This is a genomic window from Agrobacterium vacciniicorymbosi, from assembly GCF_040427045.1.
In the GTDB taxonomy this organism is placed as follows: Bacteria; Pseudomonadota; Alphaproteobacteria; order Rhizobiales; family Rhizobiaceae; genus Agrobacterium.
The window spans coordinates 471,635-492,976 of sequence record NZ_JBETMF010000002.1 but is presented as its reverse complement, the minus strand read 5'-3'; the positions used below and the strand labels follow the sequence as shown (position 1 = coordinate 492,976).

Sequence of the window (21,342 nt, the reverse complement as noted above, 5' to 3'; positions counted from 1 at the left end):
CACTTGACCAACTACCGGCAAGTTTGATATTTTGGGTTTGAAACGGAGTTCGGCATAATGACGCTCACGGTCAAAGTCGGTGAAGCAAAAACACATCTTTCCGAGCTTCTCGCAAAAGTCGAAGCCGGTGAAGATGTCGTCATTGCGCGCGGCAACGAGCCCATCGCCCGCCTGATCAAGGCCAACGACACCCAAGAGCGCCGCCGAATGCTGGATGCCCTGCGGACAGAAAGAGCGCAACGCTCTCTCGTCAGCGCAGACGACATCCAGACTTGGAAAAACGAAGGCAGGCGTTGATGCCATTCGTGGTCGATGCATCCATTGTCGCCGCATGGTTCCTGCCGGATGAGACGAGCGACATCGCCGATAATGCCCTGGACAGATTGGAAACGGACGACGCAATCGCGCCCGATCTTCTATCGCATGAACTGCGGAACATCCTGCTCTCCGCAGAAAAGCGTAAACGCATAGACCAAGACGCGATCTTCTCAATCCTTCTCCGCTTCAACAGCCTGCCCCTTACCCTCGTCAGCGGCGGTGACCACATCACCATCATGGGGCTGGCAAAAAGGCATACCCTCTCCGCCTACGACGCGGCCTATCTGGCGCTCGCGGTCTCACATGCAATTCCGTTGGCAACGAATGACAAAAAACTCGCTGCCGCTGCAATGGCTGAGAGCGTGGCGTTTGGGTGATCTATCGACAAGCGGCCTTCGCGTGCCCCAAGTAAAAATCAAAACTCCCAGCTATTCCACGAACTACCAATCTTTGGTACATTATGTGCTCCATGCAGGGAGCAAGCAATGGGAAAGAACACGTCCGTAAATCTCAACGATCACTTCGATACCTTCATCGAACAGCAGATTGAGCAAGGTCGATACACCTCGGCCAGTGAGGTGGTTCGCGCCGGCCTTCGACTTCTTGAAGAGCGAGAGGCTGAGTTGAGCAACTTGCGCGCCGCCCTGATTGAGGGAGAAAGCTCTGGCTCTGCCGTCCCATTCGATTTCGATGCCTTCATCCAGCGGAAGAAAAGTGCCGGATGAGGACGTATCGTCTTACGCCGAAGGCGCAAATCGATCTCGAACTTATCTGGGACTATACGGAAAAGAACTGGGGCGTTTCGCAAGCCGAGGTCTACGTACAGTCAGTACGAAAGACGCTGGATGGTTTGGCCGATGGCTCGATCATCTCACAGTCTGCTGCGCACATTCGGACAGACTATCGCAAATCACTAATCGGCTCTCATGTTGTTTTCTTCAGGGAAAACAACGACGCGATCGAGGTTATTCGTATATTACATCACCGGATGGATACGAGCCGCCTGTGAAACCGCGGCTCACAATATTCCACGGTTCAGCATCGCCCACTGCAGCAAAATAATCGTCTTCGCGTCTGATATCTCGCCGGTCGTGATCATCCCGAAAGCTTCATCCAGCGGGATGGAGAGAACCTCGATGTCCTCGCCTTCCGTATCCAGACCGCCGCCGAGACCGGCTTTTTCGTCCAGATCGATGCGCGCGTAAAACAGCGCAACCTTTTCCGTCAGCGTGCCGGGGCTGGCGTAGGTTTCGAAGAGATATTGCACGTCCTTTACCGCATAGCCGGTCTCTTCCATCGCCTCGCGGCGGATGGCTTCGTCGGGCTGGTCGTCATCGATGAGGCCTGCGGGCACTTCCAGCATGAAGCTTGGATCACCGTTGACGAAGGCGGCGGGGCGGAATTGGCGGACGAGAACGACGGCGTCTTTTTGAGGGTCGAAGAGCAGAATAGCGGCGGCGCTGCCGTGGTCGTGCACCTCGCGGTCGATGCGGATAACACGGCCATCGGGCATTTTCTGATCGAAGACCAGCGTCTGGAGGTGGACGAAACGCTTCCAGACCGTTTCTTTCGAGACCAGCTTTACCCTGTCCTCGTCGCGCGTTGCTGTCGCTCTTTCGTCCACATCAAACTCCGTCAGTTTCACTGCGTTAGGGATGCCCGGTTGAGAGCGGCCCATTGCAACAGCATGATGGTCTTGCCATCGCAGATATCGCCGTCCTCGATCATTTTGATGGCATCAGCCAAGGGTAGCACGACGACTTCGATGTCTTCGTCTTCATGGGCCGCACCACCGCCCTCTTCCACACGGTCGGAGGCATCGACGATTGCGGCGAAGAAATGCAGCACTTCAGTCACTGAGCCCGGCGACATGAAAGATTTGAACAGGAAACGTGTGTCGCGGAGCTTGTAGCCGGTCTCCTCCATCACCTCGCGGGCGATGGCGTCTGCGGGGTTGTCGCCATCCAGCAGACCTGCGGGTGTTTCCAGCAGCCAGCCATGATAGCCGTTCACATAGGTCGGCACGCGGAATTGCCGGACCAGAATGACGCTGTCGATTTTCGGGTCGTAAAGCAGAATGGTCGCGCCGTTGCCGCGATCATAGGCTTCGCGCTTCAGCGTTTTCGTCTCACCCTTGGAATTGGTGTAATTGTAGGTGATGTTGCGAAGGTGGTACCAGTTTTTTGAAAGTGTTTCGTCTTTGAGAATTTCAATCGTCGCATTACCGAATTTCTGCATTTCGTATTCCTGTTAAAATGTCTTCAACCAAACCTTGTTGTCGTGAAAAGCAGCACCGCCATAGGGCGCCACGGCGTCACCGCCGGTGAGAATATTGATACCTTCGCCATCCAGATGCGCCTTGTTGGGCCACAGGCCTTCAGCAATCAGCACGCCCGCTTTCGCCCCTTCAACGATCTTGGCGTGAATGCGCAAATCTCCACGCGCATTGCCAATCCGCACAATATCGCCATCGACAATATCAAGACGCTGCGCATCTGCCGGACAGATCATCAGTTCCGGGCGACCCTCTTTCTGAACTGAGGTCTTCGTCTCGGCGAAGGTCGAGTTCAGGAAGTTACGCGCAGGCGATGTCGCCAAGCGGAACGGGTGCTCGGCATCGGCCACTTCGATGACATCCACCTGATCCGGGAATTTCGGAAGTTCCGCCACTGGCCCCATGACCGGCACGTTCTTCGGCGGCTTGTTGGGTGATGGGCCGCTTTGCCAGTCTGGGCTGAAGCGGAATTTGCCATCCGCATAGCCGAAGCCTTCGAGATAATGTGCGACCTCAAACGGCGGCTGCGCGTCGATCCATTTCTCTTCGGCAAGGCTGTCGAAATCACCCCAACCGCCGGGGCCGAGAATGAGATCAATATGCTCGCGCTCGGTCATGTTGAAACCGGGCATATCCGATACGCCGAGGCGCTTGGCCAGTTCCTCGATAACGAAGAGATTGGTTCGAACGGTATCAGGCGGCTCCACGAGTTTGGGGCCGAGCAGAATGTGGTTCTGACCACCGGCGCGATATATGTCGTCATGTTCGAGGAACATGGTGGCGGGCAGCACGATATCTGCGACGTCAGCCGTTTCCGTCATGAACTGCTCATGCACGGCAACGAACAGATCGTCGCGCAGGAAGCCCTGTTTGACCAGCCGCTGCTCCGGGCAGACATTGACCGGGTTGGTGTTCTGAATCAGCATCGCCGTCACCGGCCCGCCATAGCGCAAAGCCTCGGCATCGCCGGTCAAAACGCGACCGATCTGCGATTGGTCGAGTTGGCGCACATTCGGATCGGCATAGGCCGTGCCCATCAGCTCCGCCTTGTTCAGCCGGAAGATGTCGCCATTGTTGTGAAACGCGCCGCCGCCTTCATATTGCCAGGAGCCCAGCACGGTGGCGATGGAAAGCGCCGCATGCATGGCAACCGCGCCGTTGCGCTGGCGGGCGAAACCGTAGCCCAAACGGAAGAAGCTCTTCTGCATGGTGCCAACGAGTTTCGCGAAAGCCTCGATTTCTTCCACCGAAAGTCCGGTAATTTCGGCGGCCCATTGTGGCGTTTTGGATGCTAGATGCGCTTCCAGACCGGCGGGATCATCCGCGAATTTCGCCATATAGGCGCGGTCGGCATAACCATCCCGGAAAGCGATGTGCATCACGGCGCAGGCGAGTGCCGCATCAGTGCCGGGGCGCACGATCAGCTTCATATCCGCCTGTTTCATGGTCGGATTGTCGTAGATATCGACGACAACGATTTTCGCGCCACGTTCCTTGCGAGCACGAATCGCATGGGTCATGACATTGACCTGCGTGGCCACCGCATTGGTGCCCCAGATCACGACGACATCGGCTTTCGCCATTTCGCGCGGGTCCGGGCCACGCAGAGCACCGGTGCCCATCACATAACCGGTCCAGGCCATATTGGTGCAGATGGAGCCGAAAAAGCCGGAGTATTTCTTGGCATGCCGAAGGCGCTCGATGCTGTCGCGCTGCACCTGCCCCATGGTACCCGCATAGAAGTAAGGCCAGATGGCTTCCGCGCCATGCTTGGCTTCCGCTTTTACGAAAGCGTCTGCAATCTCATCGAGAGCGTTTTCCCAATTGATCTCCTGCCAGTCGCCCGCCCCTTTGGCGCCCTTACGGCGCTTCGGGGTCAGCAGGCGGCCCGGATGATAGATGCGCTCGGAGTAGCGGGCCACCTTGGCGCAGATGACACCAGCCGTGTAAGTGTTCGCATTGGCCCCGCGCACACGGCCGATGCGCCCATCCGAGGTGATATCCACTTCCAACGCACAGGCGCTTGGACAGTCATGGGGACAGACGGTGTGGCCGATGCTGACAGCACCAGTCACGGCTTTGGCGGAAATCGGGGTCGCATCGTTCATCGCTTTTGTATATTGCAAAACGGTGAAGGCCAAAAGGCCGAAGTGACGACCATCAAGAATATTCATAAAAGGCATCGGCGCGCATGAACTATCGGCACATTTACCACGCAGGCAACTTTGCCGATGTTCTCAAACACGCCGTCATGGCGCGGCTGGTTCGCTATCTGCAAAACAAGGACAAGGCTTTCCGCGTGCTGGATACGCATGCGGGCATCGGTCTTTACGACCTGTCCTCCGAAGAGGCGCAAAAGACCGGCGAATGGCAGACCGGCATCGGCAAACTACTGGAGGCTGATCTGCCGCCAGCCGTTGCGGAATTGCTGGAGCCCTATCTGACCGCAGTCAAAGATCTCAATCCTGATGGTGGCATCCAGTACTATCCCGGCTCTCCTAAGCTGGCGCGCATGCTGTTTCGCCCGCAGGACCGACTTTCGGCCATGGAACTGCACCCGGATGATTTTCGCGCTCTCTCGCGCCTGTTCGAAGGCGATTATCAGGCCCGCGTTACCGAACTCGATGGCTGGCTGTCACTCGGCGCGCATCTGCCGCCGAAAGAAAAGCGCGGCCTCGTGCTGGTCGATCCGCCGTTTGAAAAAGAGAATGAATATGAGCGCATGGCAGAAGGCTTTCACAAGGCCTATCGCCGCTTTTCGACCGGCACCTATTGCCTGTGGTATCCGCTAAAAAAGGGCGCGCCGATCAAGGATTTCCACGAGCTGCTGCAATCCTACGAAATCCCCAAAATGCTCTGCGCAGAGCTATCGGTTCGCAGCGACCGGCTGGAAGGCCTCAGCGGCTCCGGCCTCATCATCGTCAACCCGCCCTTCACACTGAAGGATGAGTTGCACACCTTGTTGCCAGTGCTGAAGACAATCATGGCGCAGGATCGTTATGCTTCGCAGCGTGCATTTTGGCTGCGTGGCGAATAGTCTGCTCCAGCTGTCGCTCTTCCCTTTCGGCGGCGGCCAACTGCGACCTCTCGAAAAAGAGGATGATGAACAGGCCGATCACGAAGGGAATGATGAGGTAGAACAGGCGAAATACCAGCAGCGCCGCGATTACATCTGCCTGGTTCATATCCGGCAGGCCGGTGACGAAGACCAGTTCCAGCACGCCGAGCCCGCCCGGCGCATGCGAGATCAGCGCCGCCGAGAACGAAATCAGGAATATGCCGAGAATGATCATGAAGCCCGGATTTCCGGCATCCGGCAGCGCGTAATAGATGATGCCTGCCGCTCCCAGCAGCTCGATGGGGCCGATGATCAGCTGCTGCAACACAAGGCGCGGGGCCGGGTAAAACAGCGTGAACGAGCCGATCTTGAGCGGACGAAGCTTCAGCAGGCTGCCGAGGAGATAAAGCCCGGCGACACCAAGAAGCAGGAAGCCGGTGGTTCTGGAGGCTTCGACGGGCAAAATATCCACGAAGCGTTCGGTAATGTCAGGCTCATAGACCAGCACGAAGCCGATCAGCATGATGGTGCCAATGGCGAAGGTGAAGGAACACAGCGCCACCAGCACGCCGATTTCCGAAGCGCTCAGCCCTTTCGACGTATAGGCACGGTAGCGCACGACAGCGCCCGAGAACACCGAAGCACCGACATTGTGCGACAGCGCGTAGGTGGTGAAGGATGTCAGCGTAATGAAGACCCAGCCGACCTTGCGTTTGAGATGTTGCAGGGCAATGCGGTCATATCCCGCCAGCGCGGCATAGGCGACCAGCGTGCAGAGGCCCGACATGATCCAGTCATGCGTGCCGATTGCAGCGAGACTGTCCCACACATCATCGAGAGAAAGGTGTTGCAATTCCTTATAGAGCAGCCAGACGGAAAATCCGATTGTTGCCACACCAACGACAGGCCAGATGTATTTCTTCAATTTCATGCGAACATGCCCGGACTAACTCCTCCTTCCGGCACCATCGCTCTTTGCCGGATTCGTAGAGCTTATTCGTTATACAAGCTCCGTTACAACAAAGACTGTTGCCGATATTCATTTTTCGGTCGCCTGTTTGCCACAGGGGCCAGATGGTATAAAACCCGATATCGATCAAGACTTCGTCATCGCCGCGCAGAAAGACATTGGCCCAGATGAAACAATATGCCGGTTTTATCGCCTTGGCCGTGCTTTCGCTTGCCGCAGCAGGTTGGATGATATTGGCGCCCGAGAAGCAGGAACCGCCTTCGCGCCCTGCCAGCGGCTCGCCCAGTGCGCCCTCTCAGCAGCAAACAAAGCAGGCACCGCAAGGTTCCGGTTTTGATTTTTACGTGCTGTCACTCTCCTGGTCGCCCGCCTTCTGTGAGAGCGATGCGGGCCGAAACAGCCGCCAGCAATGTGGTTCGGATCGCAGATACGGCTTCGTGGTTCACGGGTTGTGGCCGCAAAATGAAAGCGGCTATCCCGAATTCTGCGGCAAGGACCGTGAAGAGCGCGTGCCGGAAAGCCTGGGCCGCACCATGTTCGACATCATGCCCTCGATGGGTCTGATCGGCCATCAATGGCGCAAGCACGGCACATGCAGCGGGCTTTCGCAGAAGGATTATTTTGCCACCACACGCGCCGCCTATGAGCAGGTGAACCTTCCGAGCGACGTCGCCTCCGGTGCCAGCAGCAAAACACTGTCATCGGACGCCATCGAAAGCGCCTTCATCGCCGCCAATCCAGCGATGACGAAACAGGGCATTGCCATCAGCTGCGAAGGCCGCAAACTGGAGGAAGTTCGTATCTGCATGAACAAGGATCTGAGCTTTCGCACCTGCACCGAGGTAGACCGTCAGGGCTGCCGCGCAAACACCACCGACATCATACCCATCCGTTAAAACTCAAAGGTAAAACATCTATGGAATTGCTATATTCTCCCGCCTCTCCCTACTCGGCAAAAGTCCGCATGGCAGCACGCTATCTCGACATCGGCATTACCGATGTTCGCGTCGATACCAGCGCCGAACCCGCCACGCTGATGGACAACAATCCGCTGGGCAAAATTCCGGTTCTGCTGCTGGATGATGGCGGCTCGATCTATGACAGCGTGGCCATCATGCACTATCTGGATCGCCAATCCGGCAACAAGCTCTATCCGAAGAAGCATGCAAAGCGCACGGAAGCCGAAGTGCTGGAAGCCCTGTGCGATGGCATCATGGATTGTCTGCTGGCCATCGTCTATGAGCGCCGCTTCCGCCCGGAAGACAAAATCCACCAGCCATGGGTCGATAAGCAGTGGGGCAAGGTCGTCAGGGGTCTCGACTATCTGAACACCAACCTACCGAAAACCGGCAAGAAGCTGCATGGCGGTCACTTCGCGCTGGCCGCGATGATTGGCTATCTCGACCTGCGTTTTGCGGGCGAATGGGCAGATGGCCGCAAGACACTGGCAGAATGGCCGGAGAAATTCGGAAAGCGCTTCAAGGATTATGCAGAGATGAAGGCGCCTGCCTGAAACGAAAAAGCGGGATGGGCTCATCACCCATCCCGCTCCAATCATATGACATCCGTCAGAACTTGACCTTCACACCCGCATTCGCAGACCAGGAGCCGACTTCACTGGAGTAGGTTCCAACCGTCACACCGCTGTATATGGTCGTCTGCTGGCTGAGCTGCACATCGCCCGAAAGACCGAAGCGTCCACCGATGAGATTGCGGTTGCCGATAGCAGAGACGGTGAAGTCCGTGCCGCTGAGGCTGGCATTCATATCGGACGAACCGAGGTTGAGCGTATCGACCAGAGCAGCGGAGAAGGAGACATTGGCCTTCATGCCGTTTGCCAGTTCGTTGCGGTTGGTGATCTTGCCCTCGAGAATACCTTCCAGCGTATTTGAGGTACGATCCTCATAGCTGATGTTCTGGGTCGAGCCGGTTTCGGTGTAGCCCTCGTAGAAGCCAGCGGTGTAGCGAAGGCGTGCGGATGGCGTGAAGGTCCAGCCGGGCGCGAACTCGTGTTTTTGCGAAATCGCAATCTCAGGTGAGACGTACCAGCCGGTGAATGAGCCCTCGGCAGCATCGGAACCAGCGATTTCGCGGCGGCTGTCATTGCCGATACCACCGGCGATCAGCGAAGCATCCAGCGTGACCGAACCGACATCCTTGCGGACATAGACACCGCCGAAGCCCGTGTCGCCAGTGGTCTTGCCGGAACCGTCATCGGCCTTGTTGATGATGCGGCCATAACCTGCCAGCACACCGAAGCGGCCCTCATCGAACTGGCGGTCCACACCGGCGGCAACGCCGTAATTGCTGGAGCTGGTGTCTCTCGCATTGTCGAAGGTCTGGCCACCAAAGGCGCGGATCCAGAACAGGTTGCCAAAGCGATCGACCGCTGTATCGTCACCCAGCTTCTGCACGGCAGCGGCGGCACCCGTTGGCTTCTTCTCTTCTGCATAACCGAGAGCGCCGGTGCTAGTTTGATCGCTAGACCCACCGGCAGACGAGCCGACATCGATGCTGAGGATCGAGCCCAGAACGTTGCCGACGGAATTGGTGTACCCCCTGACGGCAGAATCCATGGACGTCGAGTTGACATCGACGACGTTGACCGTGCCGCTGCTCGTGTTCGCATCCGTTAGAACCAGCGTCTGGTGTGAATTATTTAGATTGATAGTGTTGTCAGCCGCGTCGTAATTGGCGACAGCGACTGAGTAGCTGCCCGTACCGAAGTTCGTTGTGTTGTTCACGGTACCGTCATAATCCACGACCCCGTCAAACACAGCACCAGACAGAATATTCAGCGTGTTGCTATTTCTGCTGAATAGAATGGACGCGGTGTCACCAGAAATCGTACCACTAGTGGTGATGGTGAGGCGTGTGCTGTCTGAGTAGATACCGTAATCGCTACCAGAAATCGTTCCGGTATTGGTAATAGTTAGCGCCGAGTCTCTTAAGTAGATACCGGAATCCACGCCTGAAATCGTCCCACTGTTTATGATGGATGCAGTGGATTCCCGAACATAAACACCATCGGACTCGCCGGAAATAGTTCCGCTATTGATCAACGAGAATGCCGCATTCGTTGCATTAACACCGTCCGAGCCGCTGGAGATCGTACCGCTATTGGTGATATCAACGGTATTGACGTCACCGGTGAGAATACCGCCAGAAATTGTCCCACTGTTGGAGATGATTGCTTCGTTCAGGGCAGCAAGATCAAAACCACCGGTTATGGCACCGGTGTTTGTCGCGTTCAGACTTCCACTATAGGAAGAGCGCACGCCACCGCTGATCGTTCCTGCGTTCAATAGGGTCAAGTCGGTGTCGTTGGCCCAGATACCGAACACGCCACCGGAGATAGTCCCGGTATTGGTAATCGTCGCCGAAGAATCGTTTCCAATAAATTCGATACCAAAATAGGCGCCAAGAATGCTTCCGCTGTTGATGATCGTGGCGTCATCCACCTCGTTTAGGCGGAGGCCGCGATCCTGTCCTGCAAGATAAGACGAGATGGTACCACTGTTGACGATGGTGGCAGCATTTACGTTGTAGAGATTTATGCCAAAATAGAGGTCGTCGGTCCCGGTTGAGGAAATCGTGCCGCTATTGATAAGCGAAAAACTATCTATCGAACCAGCATATATGGCACGTGCGTTCGATGAGATTGTACCACTGTTGGTTATAGCTATTTCCGTTGCGCCATTGATTTCTATACCCGTGTTGAGGCCGTAAATCCAACCAGCATTGCTTATGTTGGCACCGGACATATTAGCGATGTAGATACCGTAGTCGGAGTCTCCCGTTATCGTACCATCGTTCTGGACATCAAGGACCCCGGAAGATGAATAGGCATATATGCCATAACCACCCGCAATAGCCCCTGTAGTTTGGTTGACGATGGAGGCTCCATAAAAATATCTGAGATCGATACCTGCATCTTCCCCGGTGATAGATCCCGCATTGCTGATAATTGTTCCAGCTGGAGAAGACCCCGAATAATCCGGGTCGGTAACCGTTATGCCGGCAGCGTTGGAACCCTCACCGCTGATGGTCGCACCTTCGGCATTGTTGATGACCGTGTTGTCCGACGCGCTGATGATGATTCCCGACCAGCCGCCCGTGCCGGAAATGGTACCGCCGGACTCGTTGTTGACAGTAACGCCGTCCGAACCTTGATTGATTTTCAGTCCACCTTCGGGGGACGTCAGTTCTCCCGAATTCGTTACCGTACAATCCGTCTGCCCGGAAATGGTGCTGCCGGAAACCGTACAGTCCGTAGCGGCGGCATCCCTCACCGACATCGCGGCAAAAAGCGTAATCGCCGACACGCCTGTCATGAAAACCGCTGCCATGGTTGGCTTGCGCACGCGAAGCTTCGCCGGTCCGCCTGATGGCAGAGTAAAATTTTTCATCTCTCAAAATCCCCGAACCGAGCGATGTCTCGCTCGAAATGTCGCCCTATCGAACCCGATTCAAATTTTCAGGTCTCATAAAGCGAATTTCCACGGAGTTTGAGGAAAAACAAGACCGAATGGAGCAACGATCAAAAATGGACGCTCGACCGGGGATTGGGAGCGGTGAAAAGCGATACAAAAACGAAAAAAGCCGGGGCGAACCCCGGCTTTCAACAGTCAATCCGATTAGGGATTAGAATTTTACGCCGATACCAGCCTTAACGCTGTGATCGTCGAAGCCGCGAGATACGGTTCCGGAGCTCAACGAGAAGTCCTTGTCCTGGTAGTCGCTGTAACGGTATTCAACGCGAGCCGTGATGTTGTTGGTTACCATGGCTTCGACACCGGCACCGACTGTGTAGCCGAGTGCTGTTGCACTGTCGCTGGATGTAGAGTTGCTGACTTTCTGGTCAGCAATCGCCAGACCGCCTGTGCCGTAAATCAGGAACGGGTTCATGTCGTAACCAACGCGGGCGCGGATAGAGCCGTTTACGCCCTGCTTGCCATCGAGAGATTCACCAAGGTTGCCGGTTCCAGCAGAACCCTTGTTGTCGCCGAGGTTAACGTCAGCTTCTGCACCGTAGACCAGCTGGCCGCTCTGCCAGTTGTAACCACCGTAGAGACCGCCGCCGAAGCCGTCAGCATCACGGTCGCCGCCGTTGCCAGTGAAACGACCCCAGTCGTAGTTGGCAGTCGCACCGAGGTAAGCGCCAGACCAGTTGCTGATTGGCGCTGGCTGTTCGTAAGCGACAGGTGCCTGCGGCACTTCGTTCACGGCGTCAGCTGCCTTGGCTGCCGAAAATGCTGCAGCTGCCATAGTGGTCGCCATAAGTGTTGCAACGATAGTACGCATGCTATTCTCCTTTTCATACCCGCGGGGTGCTCAAACACTTGTTCCCAAACGCGGTGTAAAACAGTTTGTTCCCTTGCCCGACTGATGATCAAAATGATGGGTGAATGAGGAGATCACACAGCCAAAATGTGAATTGATTGGGGCAGCGACGTGACAGAAATGGGACGTTGCTAAAATGACACAAAAATCTATTAAGGATAATGAGCCGTTAACTGAAGAACACTGCAATTTTACATGTATTTAAATCTAATTACTTCAAAGGCATCGCTCAGGCATAACTCTGTATAAATGGCGCACGCCCTGTGCAAAACTTGCCGTTTCGATTTATATCGAATGCCTAACACGACATAGGCAGGGCGCAGGTCAGCTTTGAACGAGAATATACCAAAGACCGTATTGATTACCGGCGCCGCCCGCCGCATGGGCCGGGCAATCGCGCAGTATCTTGCTGCGGAAGGCTTTGCTATTGGCCTGCATGCGCGTTCTTCTCTGTCTGAAGCGGAGGATTTCGCTAACACAATAAGGCAAAAAGGTGGAAAAGCCGCCGTTGTTCAGGCGGACCTGGAAAATACGGAATCGACGGAGAAATTGATGGAAAGCGCAAATTCTGCGCTCGGACCCATCGGAATCCTCGTCAATAACGCATCTGTGTTCCGCCATGACACCGCCGAAGAGTTCGATAGCGCGGCTTTCGATGCACATTTTGCCGTTCACGTCCGCGCGCCGTCCATTCTCGGTGCAGCACTTGTGCGGCAACTGCCGGAGACGGCATCGGGCCTGATCGTCAACATCATCGACCAGCGGGTGCTTGCGCTGACGCCCCGCTTCTATTCCTACACGCTATCGAAATCCGCCATGTGGACGGCCACGAAAACCATGGCGCAGAGCTTTGCGCCGCGTGTGCGGGTGAATGCCATCGGCCCCGGCCCGTCCTTTAAAAGTGAAAGACAGGAGCCTGAGCACTTTCAGGCGCAGATCGACGCCCTTATATTAAAGCGCGGGCCGCAACCGGACGAGTTCGGGCGGACCATTCGCTTTCTATATGACACCCCGTCGATCACCGGCCAAATGATCGCACTCGACGGAGGCCAGCATCTCAGCTGGGAAACCCCTGATGTGGCGGAGATACCTGAATGAACGGAAAGAAGCTGCCGGATGGCGGTATTCTCTTCGATGATAATGAAGAAGATGAAGACGATGTAACCGCCCCCTTCAGTGATGTCGTGAGCGAATACGCCCCCGCGTCCATGGACTGGAATGCGGGCTGGAAAAACGAATCCGGCCTCAAGGGCATGGATCTCATTGCCGAGTTCGTCAAACATCTGCCCAACAGCCCCGGTGTCTACCGCATGTTCAATGATGCCGGCGACGTGATGTATGTCGGCAAGGCGCGCTCGCTGAAGAAACGCGTCAGCAATTACGCGCAGGGCCGGTTCCACTCCAACCGCATAGGCCAGATGGTGCGGCTGACGACCCATATGGAATTTGTGACGACGCGCACGGAAATCGAAGCGCTGTTGCTGGAAGCGAATCTCATCAAGCGCTTACGCCCGCGTTTTAACGTTCTGCTTCGCGACGACAAGTCGTTCCCCTACATTCTGATTACCGCGGATAATCGCGCCCCGGCTATCTTCAAGCATCGCGGCGCGCGGGCGCGCAAGGGTGACTATTTCGGGCCATTCGCCTCGGCAGGCGCCGTGGGTCGCACCATCAATTCGCTGCAACGCGCCTTTCTTATCCGCACCTGTACGGACAGCGTGTTCGAAAGCCGTACCCGCCCCTGTCTTCTCTACCAAATCAAACGTTGTTCCGGCCCCTGCACCCATGAGGTCAGCGATGAGGGCTATGCGGAGCTGGTGAAAGAGGCGAAGGACTTTCTCTCCGGCAGAAGCCAGAGCGTGAAGGCGACGATTGCTTCCCAGATGAACGAGGCGTCGGAAGACCTCGATTTCGAACGCGCCGCCGTCTACCGCGACCGTCTGGCCGCACTTTCCCATGTGCAGAGCCATCAGGGCATCAACCCGGCGGGTATTGATGAGGCGGATGTCTTTGCCATCCACCACGAAGGCGGCGTATCCTGTATACAGGTTTTCTTCTTCCGCACCGGGCAGAACTGGGGCAACCGCGCCTATTTCCCCAAGGCTGATCCGTCGCTGCCCGGCTCTGAAATTCTCAGTGCCTTTCTGGCGCAGTTCTACGATGACAAGCCCGTGCCGAAGCAGATTCTGTTGTCGGAAGTGGTCGAGGAGCAGGAGCTTCTGGCCGCCGCCTTCAGCGAAAAGGCCAACCACAAGGTCACGATATCAGTGCCGCAACGCGGCGAGAAGAAGGACGTCGTCGGCCATGTTCTGGGCAATGCGCGTGAAGCACATGGCCGCAAGCTGGCGGAAACATCGTCTCAGGCCCGCCTGCTGAAGGGCCTCGCCGAAACCTTCGCCTTGCCGTATGTGCCACGCCGTATCGAGATCTACGATAACTCGCATATCATGGGCACCAATGCCGTGGGCGGCATGGTGGTGGCGGGGCCGGATGGCTTTACCAAAGCCCACTACCGCAAGTTCAACATCAAATCGACCGACATCACTCCCGGCGACGACTTCGGCATGATGCGTGAGGTGATGACACGGCGCTTCTCCCGTCTACTGAAGGAAGAAGGTAGGCCGGATCGCAACCAGACCGTTTCGCCGGAAGATGCCGCCGACATGCCCTTCCCCGCATGGCCTGACGTCATCCTCATCGATGGTGGCCAGGGCCAGATGACAGCAGTGCGGACGATTCTGGACGAGCTTGGCATTCGTGATTGCGTAACCGCCATCGGCGTGGCGAAGGGCGTGGACCGCGATGCAGGGCGTGAGCGGTTCTTTACCGATACGCGCAGCGATTTCTCGCTGCCGCCGCGCGACCCGGTGCTCTATTTCATCCAGCGCATGCGCGATGAGGCGCACCGTTTTGCCATCGGCTCCCACCGCGCCCGCCGCAAGAAAGAAATGATCAAAAACCCGCTGGATGAAATCAGCGGCATCGGCCCCGGCCGCAAGCGGGCGCTACTGCAACATTTCGGAACGGCAAAGGCAGTGTCGCGCGCGGCGTTGAGCGATCTCATGGCCGTTGGCGGTATTTCCGAGGCGGTTGCCAAGCAGGTTTACAATCACTTCCACGAGAGCGGGAAGGACTGAGCCCACGCTTTCGACCGGCACCCGCAAAAAAACACAATAGGGTGTTGACGCTTGCCGCTTAGGGCTGCATCAACGCTTTATATCGAATGACAGGTTTCCTATGGCTTCGCGCGCGTACAATATCCCGAACCTTCTGACCTATGGCCGCATTCTGGCGGTTCCGGTCATCGTTTTGTGTTTCTTCATCGAAGGAAAGCTGGAGAGTTCGGATTTCGCGCGCTGGACAGCCCTGTGGCTGTTCATCATTGCGTCGCTGACGGATTTTCTGGACGGCTATCTCGCCCGCATCTGGAACCAGACGTCCAATATTGGCCGCATGCTGGACCCTATCGCAGACAAACTGCTGATCGCCTCCATTCTTCTGCTGCTGGCCGCAGATGGCACCATTGCCGGCTGGTCGCTCTGGGCCGCCATCACCATTCTCTGCCGTGAAATTCTGGTTTCCGGCCTGCGCGAATATCTGGCCGCGCTGAAGGTTTCCGTTCCGGTGACGCAGATCGCCAAGTGGAAAACCACCATCCAGATGGTCGCCATCGCCTTCCTGCTGGCTGGCCCGGCGGGAGATCAGGTGCTGCCCTACACCACCGAAATCGGCATCACTCTGCTGTGGATCGCAGCGGCGCTGACGATCTATACCGGCTATGATTATTTCAAGGCTGGCCTCAAGCACATCGTGGATGCGGACTAATGGTGCATATCGTCTATTTCGCATGGGTGCGGGAGCGGATCGGCAAATCCGAAGAGGATATCGATCTGCCAGCAGAGGTCACGACTGCGCGGCAGTTGATCCAGCACCTTTCAACGCTGGGTGATGAATACGAAGCGGCCTTCGAGTTTCCCGATGTCATCCGCGTTGCGGTCAATCAGGAACATATCGATCACGATGAAAGCATTGCAGGCGCCCACGAAATCGGCATTTTCCCGCCGATGACCGGTGGCTGAGCCGTGACAATCGAGCCGACCATCCGCGTTCAGGCTGAGGATTTCGATGCCGCTGCCGAGGCGAAGATGCTGACGCAGACGGACAAGACCATCGGCGCGGTCGTCACCTTCACCGGCCTGTGCCGCGATGATGGCGGCGCGCTTTCGGCGCTGGAACTGGAGCATTATCCCGGCATGGCCGAAGCGGAGATGCTGCGCATCGCCAAGCTCGCCATTGAGCGCTTCCAGCTTCTCGGCCTCACCGCCATCCACCGCTATGGTAAGATCGCGACCGGCGAAAACATCGTCCTCGTCATCGCCGCATCCCGCCACCGGCAGGCCGCTTTCGATGGTGCGAATTTCGTGATGGACTATCTCAAGACCTCCGCGCCCTTCTGGAAAAAGGAGCACGGCAAGGACGGAAAATCTGGCGAATGGATATCTGCCAAGGATGTCGATGAAACCGCCAAGGATAAGTGGCGTTAAGGGGCTTCCCGCTCGCTTCTCATGGCGATGAGCCATAGAACCAGCATCAACAGCACCGCCGCATCTCGCCACGCGACAGGGCCGTAGGCCGCCCAAAATGTTTCGGCAAAGCCGATGGCCGCGGCTCCGACCGCACATTTCAGCGGGCTGGTATAGCCGCCCGCAGCTGAGATCAGCACCACTTTCAAGCCAAACACCAGCCCCGCGCCAAAATCCATATTGCCGTAATAGAACGTTGCCAGTACACCGCAGATGGAGGCGACGAATGCGGCTGCGCAGTAGGACGCCAGGAATACGCGCCCGGCATTGACGCCGAGAAGCGAGGCGGCAAACGGGTCTTCCGATACGGCCTTCCAGTGCCGTCCTGCGCTCGTTTTTTGCAGGACAAGATATCCAACGGCGACCAACGCCAGGAACGCCGCCGAATTGATGAGCTGCATCGGCGTTGTGGTCACGGCGAAATCCGCGTTGCGCCAGACGTAAATTGGGTCGTTGAGGATGGGAGGCAACCAGAGAGAGCGCGTGCCTGCCGCCAGCCGCGCGCTTTCCATCAGCGCAATCAGCGCCCCGATGGATGCGATGGTGACCGCATTGGGTGACGCACTGGCCAGCGGACGCATGACCACGCGCCCGATGAAAACGCCAGCCCACAATCCGCCGAAAACACCCGCTGCAGCACCAAGCGCCAACGTCGCAGACAGGATGAGCCACAACTGGTTCCAGCCGAAATCCGCAAACAGCAGACATGTGAGACCGGCGAATGCGAAGATGGCGCCGTAGGTCACATCAGCCCGTTTGGTGATGGAAAAGGCGATGACATAGCCGAAGGCCAGAGCGGCATAGAGCGCAGCCACCGGAACCGCATTCAAAAACTGCTGCAGAAAGTAAGCGATGCCCAACCCTCCCCCGCATTTATTATAACTGGTAAAAAAGATTTTGACAGTTATAATTGCGACATGACGTTTAGCTGGACACCACATCGTTTTGTCGGAGGAGCTTTGGCGCTCGATGTCGCCAACAGTGTCATCCTGCGCTTTGACCACGAGAAATCTGTGGACCGCTTTGCCGTGTCTGAGCAGTTGGATAGTTTTTGCGAGGCGGCAACGCGGCTTTCGGCGGAACGGAACATCTTCCCTACCCTCGCCCCGCCATCTGCTACGAGCAGAAGGCATCTGATCGAACTGCGCGAGGCGACCGACCGGTATTTCCGTCAACTGATCGAAACCGGACAGGACGACAATGCCCTGCTGGCCGATCTCCTCACCGCCTCAGCCACCGCCCTCAAAAACGCGCCGCACACGCACAGCCTTCAAGCCGCGACTGCTCGCTCCGTGCTGAACCTCATGGCCGGGCCGGATCGCGCGCGATTGCGGATTTGCGGCCATTGCGGCTGGCTGTTCATTGACCGCAGCAAGAACCGCAGCCGCATCTGGTGCGACATGGCGGTCTGCGGAAATCGCCAGAAAGCGGCCAAGCATTACCGGCGGAAAAAGGAGACGGTATCATGAAGAGGCTCGCCACTCTCATCACCGCCGCTCTCATGCTGTCGGCTTGCCAGCGGGAGGAGCAGCGAGAAGTGGTCAGCCTGTCCGGGCGCATGTTCGTCTTCAATTATCGCGTGGCCACGGCGACTTATCTGGTAACGCTCCAGCCGACATCCCCCATCAAAGACGGAAGCACCATCGAAGCCAGCTTCGAAAACCCGCGTGGCGGCGAGGCTTTTGCCGTGACGGAGAAGCTGTTCCCCAAAAGCCCGAAAATCGTGCTGCAAAGCCCGCCAGTGGAATGCGTGAAAGAAGGCCGTCCCTATAAGGTGACGATAAAGCTGAAAGCACCGGACGGGCATGTGATGCAGACGATAGAGACGAGCATCACGTCAGATACGGACCAGTCGCTGCTGCCCGCAAAGCCGCTGGTGGTGGGCCCGCTTTATACGCCCAACCCTGATGTGTTCAAGGCGGATGGGAGTGTGGATATGGGAGGGGTTGAGGGGTGTCCGGCTGGGTGAAGTATTCAAGGTTTTGCCGTGTGGCTCACCCCCCTCTGGCCTGCCGGCCATCTCCCCCACAGGTGGGGAGATCAGCTGGGCGCGAACACCCACCTCAATCTCGACATCAGAGATGGCCGAGTGGCCGCCACGAGTCGATCTCCCCACCTGTGGGGGAGATGTCCGGCAGGACAGAGGGGGGCAGCCACACGGCAAAACGCCCACCAACACATTCACAACAAAAAAACGGAGCCTCACGGCCCCGTTTCCCAATCATTTCATCAACTTAAAGCGCGGGTCTCACAATCCGATTCCGCCGCTTCAAAAACTGAATCAGCCGACGATTTCGGTTTCAGCGAACCAGTAGGCGATTTCCTGAGCAGCGGTTTCAGGAGCATCCGAACCGTGAACGGAGTTTTCGCCGATGGACAGCGCAAACTGCTTGCGGATGGTGCCTTCGTCTGCGTTGGCAGGGTTTGTTGCGCCCATGATTTCGCGGTTCTTGAGGATTGCGTTTTCGCCTTCCAGAACCTGAACGATGGTTGGGCCGGATGTCATGCCTTCAACCAGTTCGCCGAAGAAAGGACGTTCCTTGTGAACGGCGTAGAAGCCTTCTGCTTCGCGCTTGCTCATCCAGACGCGCTTGGATGCGATGATACGCAGGCCGTTGTCTTCGAATACCTTGGTGATGGCACCCGTGAGGTTACGCTTGGTTGCGTCCGGCTTGATCATCGAAAATGTGCGTTCAATCGCCATGTGTCCGTTTCCTTATTCTTGAAGAAAGTGGGCGGTGTTTACCCGCCCGAAGGCCCGAAAACAAGGGGGATGGCTGGATTTGCCCAACAGCGTGTCACATTTCATGCCGCTGTCACACTTCGTCCCTTCGCGCCATGCAAATCCAGGCAGCGTTCGAACCAGTCACGCACCGGGTCCTTCTGCCCGAACAGATCAAAGCCCGAGGTAACGCGCGCCCACTGCAGAGCACCAAAGACGATATAATCGGCAAACAGCGGACTGTCGCCACCGATGAACGGCTGGAAGCTCAACATACGACGGATCGGCTCAAGCTTTGCCGGGAAAGCGGCGATCTCGGCATCGCGATGGGCGATGACCTCTTCAAGCGTGCGACCCAGTGCCTTGGTGCGGCTTTCGCGAAAATAGGCCTGATCTGTCTCGTCCAGCATATCGTGAATATCCAGAACGGCAATTTTGACGATGGCGGGGTGCAGCGTGGTTTGCGACCAGCTTTCAACGAACCGGGCCAGCGATTTGCCGCCCTCCCCGTTAAACAGCGATGGCGCATCTGGATAGGCATCATCCAGATACAACGCGATGTCGAAGCTGTCCTTGATCAACTGGTCGCCATCGCGAAGGATCGGCACCAGTTTGGAGAAACCGTTTTCCACGCCCGGAATGGCTGTGAACGCCAATGGACGTTCTTCGAAATCCAATCCCTTATGCGCCAGTGACAGAACCGTTTTCCAGCAATGGGGAGAAAACGGGCGGGTTTCGTCGCTGCCGCAGAGAGAATAAAGGGTTCTGGATGTCATGACCGGTCCTTCCATTGTGAAATTCAGCGCCATCAAATCAGCGGGTCGGCGCACAATCAAATGACGAATACTGATGGGACGCATCACCGTTGCAGATGCCCGCACCACCTACAATTGGTATGCCTCATTTAGGGTATTTTAAAGTGTCTCGAACAATAGATGCTGATGAGCTTGAGATCGCCGGGCGCTTGTGGCGAATGGCACGTATGGAGATGCGGGGGCATGACACTACCAGCCAGCAATAAAAGCCGGGATACGTCCAGAAGCGGCCTGATCGTCACCAAGATCACGCAGTTCATTGCCAAGATGAATCTTGCGCCTTTGCCACGCAATTACGAGCTGTTCTTCGAAGTCCTGTCCGGGCACAACGCCGCCATGGGCCGCGATATTCTGGTGCTGGGTAATTCGCCGCAGCAGCATGATGTCGATATGATCGGCCAGAAGCATAACCTCCCCGGCTTTTCGCGCATGGCCGCCGCCCATGCGGCAACGGAAGCGGCCAGCACGATCGAGCAGATTTCGGCACGGCTTGCCGCATCTCTGGAACGCTCCGAAGCCTTGCTCGCTGCCATTTCCGACCGCCCAGCCTCTGCCACCACGCAGGAATATCTTGCGGAACTGCTTCTGGATATTCATCACGAACAGGCAAGCCTGCATAATTTCGTGCGCCACGGGCTGGAGAAAATCCGTGAGCAGGAAAACAGCGCACGCAGGCTGCAAACGGCATCCCTGAAAGATGCCTTGACCACCCTGCCCAATCGCGCCGCTTTTCTGGCAAAACTTGCCGAAATTTTTCAGGGTGAAGCCGAAGCCTCCAACTGCCTCGTGCTGGTGAATGTCGACCGCTTCCGCGACATCAACGAGAAATACGGCACCGCCGCTGGCAACAAGGCGTTGCGGCGGCTGGCTGCGCTGTTCCGCAAGTCGATCAAGAAGGATGATTTCGTCGCACGCATCGGCGGCAATGACTTCGCCTTCCTGTTTTCCGGCGTTTCGCAAAGCACGGCTCAGAGTATTGCAGAACGGTTGCGTCACACCGTTGAAAATCTGCGTTTCGCCACGAAAGAAGGTGACGGTGAGCATCTGACCGTTTCCATGGGCGTAGCAGCCTCCGAAGGTACAGCCAGTGCTGCGGAGTTCTACGGCCATGCCGAGCTGGCGCTTCTGGCAGCCCGCAGCGGCGCACGCAATTGCGTCATTCCCTATTGCCGGGAAGTGGCCCAACGCTCACGCAACAGCTACCTCATGCAGATCGGCGGATAAACCGTTGAAACTGTGGCTTTCGCGCTCTTGCGTT

At 56.8% G+C, this 21,342-nt stretch carries 24 protein-coding genes; 15 read left to right on the top strand and 9 right to left on the bottom strand.

The window, feature by feature from the left end:
* The first annotated feature begins 57 nt into the window (after positions 1–57).
* From ABUK73_RS05710 to ABUK73_RS05695, 4 genes are all read left to right on the top strand, one after another.
* The gene (locus ABUK73_RS05710; RefSeq protein ID WP_353576403.1) at positions 58–297 is read left to right on the top strand and encodes a type II toxin-antitoxin system Phd/YefM family antitoxin; all 240 of its coding nucleotides are present in this window, start codon (positions 58–60) and stop codon (positions 295–297) included.
* The gene (locus ABUK73_RS05705; RefSeq protein WP_353576402.1) at positions 297–695 is read left to right on the top strand and encodes a type II toxin-antitoxin system VapC family toxin; all 399 of its coding nucleotides are present in this window, start codon (positions 297–299) and stop codon (positions 693–695) included. The genes ABUK73_RS05710 and ABUK73_RS05705 overlap by 1 nt, the downstream gene beginning before the upstream one ends.
* A gap of 108 nt (positions 696–803) precedes the next feature.
* Positions 804–1,043: a type II toxin-antitoxin system ParD family antitoxin gene (locus ABUK73_RS05700; protein WP_113086895.1), complete on the top strand. Its 240-nt coding sequence runs from the start codon at positions 804–806 to the stop codon at positions 1,041–1,043.
* Positions 1,040–1,327: a type II toxin-antitoxin system RelE/ParE family toxin gene (locus ABUK73_RS05695; RefSeq protein WP_353576401.1), complete on the top strand. Its 288-nt coding sequence runs from the start codon at positions 1,040–1,042 to the stop codon at positions 1,325–1,327. The genes ABUK73_RS05700 and ABUK73_RS05695 overlap by 4 nt, the downstream gene beginning before the upstream one ends.
* 9 nt (positions 1,328–1,336) lie before the next feature.
* Here the strand turns inward: ABUK73_RS05695 and ABUK73_RS05690 are convergent, their stop codons facing one another.
* The 3 genes from ABUK73_RS05690 to ABUK73_RS05680 are packed head-to-tail and all read right to left on the bottom strand — an operon-like array spanning position 1,337 to position 4,767.
* Positions 1,337–1,942: an NUDIX domain-containing protein gene (locus ABUK73_RS05690; RefSeq protein ID WP_353576400.1), complete on the bottom strand. Its 606-nt coding sequence runs from the start codon at positions 1,940–1,942 to the stop codon at positions 1,337–1,339.
* Positions 1,943–1,959: 17 nt separating this feature from the next.
* The gene (locus tag ABUK73_RS05685) at positions 1,960–2,556 is read right to left on the bottom strand and encodes an NUDIX domain-containing protein (RefSeq protein WP_353576399.1); all 597 of its coding nucleotides are present in this window, start codon (positions 2,554–2,556) and stop codon (positions 1,960–1,962) included.
* Positions 2,557–2,568: 12 nt separating this feature from the next.
* Positions 2,569–4,767 carry a molybdopterin oxidoreductase family protein gene (locus ABUK73_RS05680; protein WP_353576398.1) on the bottom strand — a complete coding sequence of 733 codons (2,199 nt, stop codon included), beginning with the start codon at positions 4,765–4,767 and terminating at the stop codon, positions 2,569–2,571.
* A gap of 17 nt (positions 4,768–4,784) precedes the next feature.
* Here ABUK73_RS05680 and ABUK73_RS05675 point away from each other — a divergent pair, with 17 nt between their 5' ends.
* Positions 4,785–5,630 (top strand): 23S rRNA (adenine(2030)-N(6))-methyltransferase RlmJ, encoded by an 846-nt coding sequence (locus ABUK73_RS05675; RefSeq protein WP_353576397.1) that lies wholly within the window; start codon positions 4,785–4,787, stop codon positions 5,628–5,630.
* Here the strand turns inward: ABUK73_RS05675 and ABUK73_RS05670 are convergent.
* A complete protein-coding gene (locus ABUK73_RS05670; RefSeq protein ID WP_353576396.1) occupies positions 5,575–6,582 on the bottom strand; it encodes a lysylphosphatidylglycerol synthase domain-containing protein in 1,008 nt (335 codons plus the stop codon). The two genes, ABUK73_RS05675 and ABUK73_RS05670, sit on opposite strands and share 56 nt — an antisense overlap.
* Positions 6,583–6,788: 206 nt before the next feature.
* Between ABUK73_RS05670 and ABUK73_RS05665 the strand changes: the two genes are divergently transcribed.
* Together ABUK73_RS05665 and ABUK73_RS05660 are read left to right on the top strand one after the other, a co-directional pair.
* On the top strand, positions 6,789–7,517 hold the full coding sequence (locus ABUK73_RS05665; protein WP_353576472.1) for a ribonuclease T2 family protein: 729 nt from the start codon (positions 6,789–6,791) through the stop codon (positions 7,515–7,517).
* Positions 7,518–7,537: 20 nt separating this feature from the next.
* Positions 7,538–8,134 (top strand): glutathione S-transferase, encoded by a 597-nt coding sequence (locus ABUK73_RS05660; RefSeq protein ID WP_353576395.1) that lies wholly within the window; start codon positions 7,538–7,540, stop codon positions 8,132–8,134.
* Positions 8,135–8,189: 55 nt separating this feature from the next.
* Here the strand turns inward: ABUK73_RS05660 and ABUK73_RS05655 are convergent, their stop codons facing one another.
* Positions 8,190–11,030: an autotransporter outer membrane beta-barrel domain-containing protein gene (locus ABUK73_RS05655; protein ID WP_353576394.1), complete on the bottom strand. Its 2,841-nt coding sequence runs from the start codon at positions 11,028–11,030 to the stop codon at positions 8,190–8,192.
* Positions 11,031–11,265: 235 nt separating this feature from the next.
* Positions 11,266–11,925 carry an outer membrane protein gene (locus ABUK73_RS05650; RefSeq protein WP_353576393.1) on the bottom strand — a complete coding sequence of 220 codons (660 nt, stop codon included), beginning with the start codon at positions 11,923–11,925 and terminating at the stop codon, positions 11,266–11,268.
* Between the two features lie 369 nt (positions 11,926–12,294).
* Here ABUK73_RS05650 and ABUK73_RS05645 point away from each other — a divergent pair, with 369 nt between their 5' ends.
* The 5 genes from ABUK73_RS05645 to ABUK73_RS05625 all read left to right on the top strand — a co-directional run bounded on the left by ABUK73_RS05645 (position 12,295) and on the right by ABUK73_RS05625 (position 16,508).
* Complete coding sequence (locus ABUK73_RS05645; RefSeq protein WP_353576392.1) at positions 12,295–13,062, top strand: SDR family oxidoreductase; 768 nt, start codon at positions 12,295–12,297, stop codon at positions 13,060–13,062.
* The gene (gene uvrC / locus ABUK73_RS05640; RefSeq protein WP_353576391.1) at positions 13,059–15,101 is read left to right on the top strand and encodes an excinuclease ABC subunit UvrC; all 2,043 of its coding nucleotides are present in this window, start codon (positions 13,059–13,061) and stop codon (positions 15,099–15,101) included. The genes ABUK73_RS05645 and uvrC overlap by 4 nt, the downstream gene beginning before the upstream one ends.
* A 100-nt stretch (positions 15,102–15,201) precedes the next feature.
* Positions 15,202–15,789 carry a CDP-diacylglycerol--glycerol-3-phosphate 3-phosphatidyltransferase gene (gene pgsA, locus ABUK73_RS05635; RefSeq protein WP_113086884.1) on the top strand — a complete coding sequence of 196 codons (588 nt, stop codon included), beginning with the start codon at positions 15,202–15,204 and terminating at the stop codon, positions 15,787–15,789.
* Positions 15,789–16,043, top strand: a complete 255-nt coding sequence (moaD, locus tag ABUK73_RS05630; RefSeq protein ID WP_353576390.1) for a molybdopterin converting factor subunit 1 — start codon at positions 15,789–15,791, stop codon at positions 16,041–16,043. The genes pgsA and moaD overlap by 1 nt, the downstream gene beginning before the upstream one ends.
* 9 nt (positions 16,044–16,052) lie before the next feature.
* Positions 16,053–16,508: a molybdenum cofactor biosynthesis protein MoaE gene (locus tag ABUK73_RS05625; protein WP_353576471.1), complete on the top strand. Its 456-nt coding sequence runs from the start codon at positions 16,053–16,055 to the stop codon at positions 16,506–16,508.
* Here ABUK73_RS05625 and ABUK73_RS05620 read toward each other — a convergent pair.
* Positions 16,505–17,401 (bottom strand): branched-chain amino acid ABC transporter permease, encoded by an 897-nt coding sequence (locus ABUK73_RS05620; protein ID WP_353576470.1) that lies wholly within the window; start codon positions 17,399–17,401, stop codon positions 16,505–16,507. The two genes, ABUK73_RS05625 and ABUK73_RS05620, sit on opposite strands and share 4 nt — an antisense overlap.
* A gap of 63 nt (positions 17,402–17,464) precedes the next feature.
* On the opposite strand from ABUK73_RS05620, the gene ABUK73_RS05615 reads away from it, so the two are divergent.
* Together ABUK73_RS05615 and ABUK73_RS05610 are read left to right on the top strand one after the other, a co-directional pair.
* A complete protein-coding gene (locus ABUK73_RS05615) occupies positions 17,465–18,016 on the top strand; it encodes a CGNR zinc finger domain-containing protein (RefSeq protein WP_353576389.1) in 552 nt (183 codons plus the stop codon).
* On the top strand, positions 18,013–18,516 hold the full coding sequence (locus ABUK73_RS05610; RefSeq protein WP_353576388.1) for a hypothetical protein: 504 nt from the start codon (positions 18,013–18,015) through the stop codon (positions 18,514–18,516). The genes ABUK73_RS05615 and ABUK73_RS05610 overlap by 4 nt, the downstream gene beginning before the upstream one ends.
* Positions 18,517–18,828: 312 nt before the next feature.
* Here ABUK73_RS05610 and ndk read toward each other — a convergent pair whose 3' ends face one another.
* Positions 18,829–19,251 carry a nucleoside-diphosphate kinase gene (ndk, locus tag ABUK73_RS05605; RefSeq protein ID WP_042618581.1) on the bottom strand — a complete coding sequence of 141 codons (423 nt, stop codon included), beginning with the start codon at positions 19,249–19,251 and terminating at the stop codon, positions 18,829–18,831.
* Positions 19,252–19,352: 101 nt separating this feature from the next.
* Positions 19,353–20,045 (bottom strand): glutathione S-transferase family protein, encoded by a 693-nt coding sequence (locus ABUK73_RS05600; RefSeq protein ID WP_353576387.1) that lies wholly within the window; start codon positions 20,043–20,045, stop codon positions 19,353–19,355.
* Between the two features lie 222 nt (positions 20,046–20,267).
* Here ABUK73_RS05600 and ABUK73_RS05595 point away from each other — a divergent pair, with 222 nt between their 5' ends.
* Positions 20,268–21,308 (top strand): GGDEF domain-containing protein, encoded by a 1,041-nt coding sequence (locus ABUK73_RS05595; protein WP_353576386.1) that lies wholly within the window; start codon positions 20,268–20,270, stop codon positions 21,306–21,308.
* Positions 21,309–21,342 lie beyond the last annotated feature (34 nt).